Here is a 7,170-nt window from a genome sequence, read left to right on the forward strand (position 1 = left end):
CTCATCGCGCTCCATTGCAGATCGCCCGCGTAGCGCCAGGCCATCCGTCCTGCCTCATCGAGCGCGAACAAATGCAGCCAGCCATTGTCGAACAGCGCCCGCACATTGTCGGCCGGGCATTTCTCTGGAGAGTTGCCGCCTAACCCGTCCACACAAGATCGTCCGGCTTGTTTCCTTACCAGTATCCGCAGAGATTGCGCGACGTCGGATGTGCCAAAGCGCGCTGAAGCATCTCGATCACTTGTCCACGATTACCGGCCCGCCGGCGATTTTCACGCCAGGCCAGTTCGGCTGCGTACCAGTCGAGGTACTTCATCGAGAAGCGGTGGTGGATCCCGCGGTATGAGCGCCTGATGCGAGAGATGAAGCTCTCGATGACGTTGGTCGAAACGCCAAGACCGTGCTGGTAGGCCTCCGAAGGGTTCACCCGGGTGAGCGGATTGAGGCCACAGAGTTCATCATATGCAAGATGTTCGTCGGCATGGACGTGAGCTTTGCGGCTCACGTGAGTTCGGACGATGTCCCAGGCGCAATCGGCGTTCTCGGTCGGGGTTACCCGGGCGAACGTTTGCCCATCAAGCGGCGCTCACGCGCTGCCATCACGACCACACGTTGCGGCGACTGAATCTTGCGTCGATCCTCACGATCCTCTTTGCGGTTCTCCTGCCGGATGTGACAGCCGAGGTACATGCCGTCGATTTCCACACGGTCTTCGAGCAACATCTGCTCGCGTCTTGCGGCCAATGCTTCTCTCAACTTCATAAGGTTCAGCCATGCCGTCTTGGTCTGAACTCCGAGTTCACGGGCGACCTGCAGTGCGGCCTTGCCCTTCGCTGCGTTCGCCGACATGGCGATGACCGCGAGAATCTGCCTGAACATCAGCTTCCGGCTGGCGAAGATGGTGCCGCTGGTGACGGTGAATTCCTTGCGGCATTCCTCGGCCGAGCACTTGAAGCGTCCACCGCGAGCAAGCTCGTAACACCGTAGGTTGCCGCAGGCAGGACAGTACGGCTCGTCATTGGTTTGGTGCCACCGCGCTCGTTTGAAGCAACGATAGGCACCAGGCTCGGTCATCCGCATGACCGTTTGGAGCGGCAGATCGCGGGCGTCTTTGGAAAGGAGGAAGTGCTGCGACATCAGCACATCCCCTGGAAAGAGGCGTCATGGTCAGCGTATGGACCAGCCCCCGACCGTGGTCGTCAGAGCGGCACCTTGAAAATGATGATGGAAGAACATGGGCAACCTTCGTTCGAAACTCAGCGCAGAAGATCACAATCTGCGTGGCGAACGACGGCTCCGGATCAGACGGTCCCAATCATAGCCGGGACGCGTGCAATACGCCGTCTTTCCGCTCGCCACGCAGGGCTATGAGGGAACGATAGGTCATGGTGGCCTCTTATCCGGGAAGCCTAGTCAGATCCAGAATGAACGGCAGTCAACGTGAGCGAAACGCTTACGTGGCATTCTCAATTTTCGACTTTGTGTCTGCAACCGATGCCGACTGGTGACGATCGGCGTTCAGGGCGTGAGCGTCAAATCTTCCGGCGCTGGAGCGAGTGCCTCTTATCGCTCGTCAGACGACGGCGGGTGGCTCATCTGCAGCTACTTCCGGTCTTGGCAACTTAGCGGAAGTGGATGTACTTAACGTTCACTCGGCCCAGTCGCGAATGACCCTCAGCGGACATTGCGAGAAGCGCCGATGAAAGAAGTGATCACATCGATAATGCCCGGCGCCAACGGAATCCCAGGGCCGGAGTAAGTAGCAAGATTGGCGCCGCGATCATCGGAGGCGATGGACTTGAGGACGTGATCGGCATGCGCGACAACAGCGAGGGTCGCAGCAGGATTAGCTAGCTTCAAGCTCTCTGCATCTCCAACTCCGACCTGGATATCTCGATCGATCGCCCTGCACGATCAGAATGGGTTGGCGGCAAGCAGCAATCAGCTTCGCGGGGTCGAGGGAGAACTCGTCGATAAGAAAGCCCTGCACCTCGGGCCTGAACAACGGCAATAATGCGGGGTGCATCCCGGTGACGTCTACGTGTTCACCAGCTTCGAGGCGAGTAATGGCTGAGAGCGACTCATCAAGAATTGGCGCGTTCGCAGGGTTCGCCGCAATTGCTCGCACAGCACCGCTCCGAGCGGCCGGCCAGCTGTCGATACCAGGATCACGCCGCAATGATCAGATGCAGTCTGAGCAGCGGCCAGGGCGACCAATCCACCTTCGCTGTGGCCCAGCACCCAGACGCAACGCGCGGCGGCCTGGCGGGGAATGACTGATACTAATGCTTTGACGTCGTCCGCGTAATCGTCAATGGTCACTGCATTCGGGTCCTCCACGGCGGCGCGACTGCCATAGAGACCGCGCTTATCAATACGGACACTAGCTATTCCGTGTGCGGCCAGCCCTTCACCCAGCAGCCGGTAAGTAGATGCTCTCACCGAACTTCCGGCATTGCCATCGCGATCGATTGGGCCGGAACCGGGCACGATGAGAACAACGGGACCTTTAGCGGGATTGGGCGTGAGTATCGTGCCGCTCAATAAGCCGTTTGGTCCGGGGGCGTGAATGTCGGTTTGCATGGTCGTGAAGCTCGCCGCTTGGCTGGCTATAAGAACGCCAAACACTGCGAGGCTATTGAACAGACGCATCGATCCTCGCTCCGGCAATCGAACTTAGCTGACATTGTCCTGGCTGTCTGCTCCTGGCACTTAGCGTCATCTCGCTGCGCTGTGAAATTCGGTCGCTATGGGGCCATGGCGGACTTTGAAGAGCAAGCTGTCCCGTCGAGCCGCACTGGAAGTCGTAAACGAAAAATCTTAAAATAACTCAATTGGTTGCGATGTTTTGGTGGTGCTTGCCACCTAATGCCGAAAAAAGCGCCGCCTCGGGCGGCACCGCTTGCTGCAAGATTGTAAGCAAGATTGATTGAAGGCTGCCGTGAGAGAATAGCCAACAGGAAAGGTGTTGTCTGTCTCCAACGGGCAGTCAAAGAAGGCAGCAAAAAAGAACCGCCCCCGGCAGGTGGCCAGGCGGCGGTTCTGGTGAATGTTAGGTGTTAGTGGTGATGCTTGGGTCAGATTTCAGCTGCTCGTAGGTTTCTTTTTCGCCCTTAACGTCCTTCTCCGCCTGTTTCCTGAATTCTCCGCGGCGTTCCTCCGGCAGGCCCTTCACCTGCCGCATTTCCTCGGTGCGATGGTCGATACGCTCTTCGAGTTGGTCCTTCATGCAAATCTCCTACATTAGAGGCATTTCGTGCTCAGCCTGGATCGAAATTTACTTCCGTCAAATATAACCAGAAGGTCATTCACTTGTTCCAAAGGCCGGCGGCGCGTTAAAGTTAATGGTTCTGAATACCTCTGGACTGTGCAGCCTCTCGAATATCTCCTGATCTTGGCCGCAAAACTGGACCGTTTTTGGCTAGAGTTTTCCCGCAAGACTTCCTCGGCTGGGAAGGTGCGGAGCGATGAAGGCTTCGAAGTTTGGAGGCCCAGAAGGCGTTCATTCTGAAGCAGGGCGCTGATGGCATGCCGTGGCGGACGTCTGCCGGAAGGCGGGCATCAGCCGGGCGACCTATTTCAACTGGAAGAAGAAATACGACGGTTTGCTGTCGACCGAGATGCGGCGGCTGAAGCAACTCGCGGACGAGAACGCCAAGCTGAAGCGGATCGTGGCGGACCTGTCGCTGGACAAGGAGATGCTGCAGGACGTCATCCGCCGAAGAATCTGAGGCCTGTTCGTCAGCGCAAGCTCGTAGACGGGGTCTGTGGTGAATGGGGCGTCTCGATCCGGCGCGCCTGCCGGGTGTTTGAGGTCGATACCTCAACCTATCACTACAAATCGCGACGACCCGAACAGGCCAGCCTGGAAGCCAGAATCAGGGAGATCTGCCAGACCCGGGTCCGCTACGGCTACCGGCGCGTTCATGTGCTTCTACGACGCGAGGGGTGGCGGCTCGGCCAGAACAAGACGTGGCGGATCTATCGCGAGTTAGGCCTGCAATTACGCAACAAAACGCCCAAACGGCGGGTGAAGGCCAAGCTGCGGGCTGAGCGTAAGGACGCTACGCAGCCGAACGAAACTTGGGCGATGGATTTTGTTCATGATCAGCTGGCCACCGGGAATAGGATTCGTGTGCTGACGATCGTCGACCTTTTCTCACGCTATGTGCCGGCGCTGGATCCCCGCTTCAGCTACCGCGCCGAGAACGCGGTCCAAACCCTGCAGCAAATCTGCGCCATGACCGGCTATCCGAAAACCATCCGTGTCGATCAGGGATCGGAATTAATCTCCCGCAACCTCGATCTGTGGGCCTACGCCAATGGCGTCACGCTCGACTTCAGTCGGCCTGGCAAGCCGACTGACAACGTGTTCATCGAAGCCTTCAACGGACGCTTCCGCGCGGAGTGTTTGAACACCCACTGGTTCTTGAGCCTTGACCACGCCCGCACAAAACTGGTCGGGATGCGATCCTGCGGGGTATTTTGGATTCTGCCGGGCCTGCTCGGTGATGGATTGTGCGGCGGTTGTTGTCAGCGCTGACCGCGCGAAGATCCAGGTTCCGTCGGAGAGCGGTTGGACACCTTCGATCTCGCCGGCCTCGGCCGCCAGTCGGAGGGGCTTGGGAGCAACCTTTAGGAGTTTGGCAGCGTTTCCGAGGTTGAGCCAGGGCTCGATGCCGTCTATGGCTGCCTTGAACGCTGGGATCCGGTAGTTCGAGCGCATGGAAGTGACGCGCTCGCGGGTCCAGCGATTGCCGTTGCCAGTCTTGAAGCCGTTACGGTTGAGCAGCCCTGCGATGAGATCGTCGCTGGCGACGATCACGAGCTGCCGTACGGCCTTGAGGATATTGGCGGGGGTACTGTAGCGCTGTCCGCGCCGTCGCTTCGGCAGCCGCATCTCGTTGTGAGTTCCGCCTACCCAGTGGACGATGAGAACGATCTCGGACGTCGATATCGGCCACGACCTCGTGGATCAACGTACGCACGATGCGCTTCTTCAGCCGTGCATCGGTTGTCGGCGCCGCCCAGACCGCCTTGAGATTCGGGGCTATCAGGCCAAGCGTCGAAGGATCGACGACCGGCGGCGCCGCGGCGGCGTCATGCGCGGTGATCTTGCCCTCCACCTCGGCGACGCGGGCAAGCGAGCGGTTCCAGCGCGCTTCCAGCTCGCCGGCTACGAGCCGATTGGCGGATCGGCGGCATCATATTGCCGGAAGGCACGGTCGACGGCGTAGCGCGCGGCTTCGAGATCGCGGCCGAGCGCGTCGCGCACCTGATTCCGCTGTCGCGTGGCTTGCTTCGCGGCTGCCGTCGCCGCAGCGATCGCGCCGGGTCCCACCACTCCGAGAAGCGCTTCCTCGACCGCATCGTCGACGCGCAAGCCACCAAAAGCGATGCAATGTGGGCCGCCGTTGTCCATTCAGGCGCGGTTGCAGCTGTAGCGCAGCGTCAGCTTGCGGCCGCAGCGCTACAGCGGACCAGGCCAGCCGCCGTAGACCGGGTTCTCGATGATCCGGTGGATGGAGGCATAACTTGGCCTGCGCCAAGCCGTGTCGCCGCCCGGCTGCTTCACGGGCAGATCGAGATCGTGTTCGTGCAGCCAGCAGCGCTTGACGCGCACTGCCCAGTTCCGCGACCTTGTCGAAGACCAGCGTGATAGCCTCTTGCACGCGCCGATCCGGATCCTTCTCGTAGCGATCACCTCCCTTGATGAAGCCGACCGGGGCCGCCACCACCAGTTCGCCGCGACGTGCCTTCTCTTATCTGGCCGAGAGCGAGCGCTGACGCAGTAGATCGAGCTCGTATTCGTTGAGGCTGCCCTTGAGGCCGAGCAGTAGCCGGTCATTGCCGTGCCGAGGTGCGTAAATCGCTTCCTGATCGACGAGCGCCGTGTCGACGACGCGGCACATCTCGATCAGTTGCTGCCAATCCCGACTGTGGCGCGCAAAGCGCGATACCTCTCGCGCAAACACCGCACCAACCTTGCCGAGGCAGACCTCTGCTACCATCCGTTCAAAACCCGCGCGCTGCACGCCGCCAGCGGCAGAGCGGCCGAGGTCATCGTCGATGACTTCTATCTCGGACCATCCCAGCGTGACCGGCCGATCGCGCATAGCGTATTGCAGTACGCTGCTCTCGCGGTTGTGCAGCACCTGATGAGCGGAGGACTGACGGACGTAGAGGATCGCCTTGCGCTCCAGGTGATGGGGCCGAACCTTGTCAGTGATCATGGCTGACCTCCACGGTCACGCTGCGCATGTTCCAGTATCAGCTGCGCCATCAGGTTTACCAGCGCATCCTGCGTCTCGCCCGGCTGATCCCGCCATGCCGGCGCATCGATGCCGCCCCCGCGGGCCTGCTGAATAGGTCTATCTGATGCGCGCCGAGCCGCCGGTTGAGTTGATTCGCCCGAGCGCACGTCGTCTTGTCTGACATGAGCTTCTCCCCGATTCTGATCGCGAGAAGCTCGGCATCCGTCCAAAAGTCGGGATTCGATGATGGAGTGGCCGTCTTCAGCACAAGATCAAGCAGTGAGGATAGCGCCATCAGCGCATCCAGGCCGACAAACGGATCCTTCGTTCCATGGCCGCTGGCACAAACAAGCCCGGTCGAACATCCAAGCAGGAATCTCAAGAAAGCGGTCTGTCTCCGCACCGTCCAAAGAGCAGCGGAAAAACGCGCCATCAGACACTTCGCGATGACCGCGTGAACCCAGACCTCCTGCGCAAACCAGGGATGATGCGCGTACACAACCTCGCGCTGGACGGTCTTTTGGGTGTTCTCAATCTTGTTGTACAATCGGGGAGCGCCCGCACGAAGCGCTCGGCCAGCGGCTTCCCGCCGATCTCTACACCGCCTCGACGCGTCAAATGCCTGACCGGATCTAGCAGGCTGTTGAAAAAGGCACTGGCGGCAGGCCTCTCGTCATGATTCCCTTCGATGCGGATGCTTCGAGGGGAAGACGATGCGGGGAAGTGACGAACGATCTGGGGCGCTGTTCAGCTATGTGGACCTGGAGGCTCGGGTTCGGCCCGACCATCCGCTGCGCACGATCCGGCGGCTCGCCAATGCTGCGCTGAATGATCTTTCGAGGGACTTCGACGCGCTTTACACGTCTTTCGGCCGTCCCTCGATCGCGCCGGAGAGATTGCTGCGTGCGATGCTGCT

The 7,170-nt window shown here is 60.0% G+C and carries 10 protein-coding genes and 1 pseudogene; 2 read left to right on the top strand and 9 right to left on the bottom strand.

Annotation, left to right across the window (positions count from 1 at the left end; all coding sequences use genetic code 11):
* Positions 1-175: 175 nt before the first annotated feature.
* The 5 genes from BMY71_RS25530 to BMY71_RS24685 all read right to left on the bottom strand — a co-directional run bounded on the left by BMY71_RS25530 (position 176) and on the right by BMY71_RS24685 (position 3,229).
* Positions 176-520, bottom strand: coding sequence for a transposase (locus BMY71_RS25530; protein WP_347336036.1), 345 nt, complete (start codon positions 518-520; stop codon positions 176-178).
* 32 nt (positions 521-552) lie between these two features.
* A complete protein-coding gene (locus tag BMY71_RS25535; RefSeq protein ID WP_092686397.1) occupies positions 553-1,137 on the bottom strand; it encodes a transposase in 585 nt (194 codons plus the stop codon).
* Between the two features lie 537 nt (positions 1,138-1,674).
* The gene (locus BMY71_RS25395) at positions 1,675-1,860 is read right to left on the bottom strand and encodes a hypothetical protein (RefSeq protein WP_244526164.1); all 186 of its coding nucleotides are present in this window, start codon (positions 1,858-1,860) and stop codon (positions 1,675-1,677) included.
* A gap of 177 nt (positions 1,861-2,037) precedes the next feature.
* On the bottom strand, positions 2,038-2,652 hold the full coding sequence (locus BMY71_RS25400; protein ID WP_244526165.1) for an alpha/beta hydrolase: 615 nt from the start codon (positions 2,650-2,652) through the stop codon (positions 2,038-2,040).
* A 400-nt stretch (positions 2,653-3,052) separates the two neighbouring features.
* Complete coding sequence (locus tag BMY71_RS24685) at positions 3,053-3,229, bottom strand: DUF2934 domain-containing protein (protein WP_139202744.1); 177 nt, start codon at positions 3,227-3,229, stop codon at positions 3,053-3,055.
* A gap of 238 nt (positions 3,230-3,467) precedes the next feature.
* Between BMY71_RS24685 and BMY71_RS24100 the strand changes: the two are divergent.
* Positions 3,468-4,471: pseudogene (locus BMY71_RS24100) on the top strand (IS3 family transposase); the annotation flags it as partial.
* A 705-nt stretch (positions 4,472-5,176) separates the two neighbouring features.
* On the opposite strand, the gene BMY71_RS24110 reads toward BMY71_RS24100, so the two are convergent.
* The 4 genes from BMY71_RS24110 to BMY71_RS24120 all read right to left on the bottom strand — a co-directional run bounded on the left by BMY71_RS24110 (position 5,177) and on the right by BMY71_RS24120 (position 6,801).
* Positions 5,177-5,422, bottom strand: coding sequence for a hypothetical protein (locus BMY71_RS24110; RefSeq protein ID WP_244526166.1), 246 nt, complete (start codon positions 5,420-5,422; stop codon positions 5,177-5,179).
* 48 nt (positions 5,423-5,470) lie between these two features.
* The gene (locus tag BMY71_RS25105) at positions 5,471-5,623 is read right to left on the bottom strand and encodes a hypothetical protein (protein ID WP_175557782.1); all 153 of its coding nucleotides are present in this window, start codon (positions 5,621-5,623) and stop codon (positions 5,471-5,473) included.
* Between the two features lie 139 nt (positions 5,624-5,762).
* Complete coding sequence (locus BMY71_RS24115) at positions 5,763-6,233, bottom strand: recombinase family protein (RefSeq protein WP_092686398.1); 471 nt, start codon at positions 6,231-6,233, stop codon at positions 5,763-5,765.
* 55 nt (positions 6,234-6,288) lie between these two features.
* Entirely contained in the window at positions 6,289-6,801 is a 513-nt protein-coding gene (locus tag BMY71_RS24120) for a hypothetical protein (protein WP_092686399.1), read from the bottom strand.
* Positions 6,802-6,967: 166 nt separating this feature from the next.
* On the opposite strand from BMY71_RS24120, the gene BMY71_RS24125 reads away from it, so the two are divergent.
* Positions 6,968-7,170 (top strand): transposase (locus BMY71_RS24125; protein WP_488266376.1); only part of this gene is annotated, 203 nt, incomplete at its 3' end.

Origin of the sequence: Rhodopseudomonas pseudopalustris (genome assembly GCF_900110435.1) — a bacterium.
GTDB lineage: Bacteria > Pseudomonadota > Alphaproteobacteria > Rhizobiales > Xanthobacteraceae > Rhodopseudomonas > Rhodopseudomonas pseudopalustris.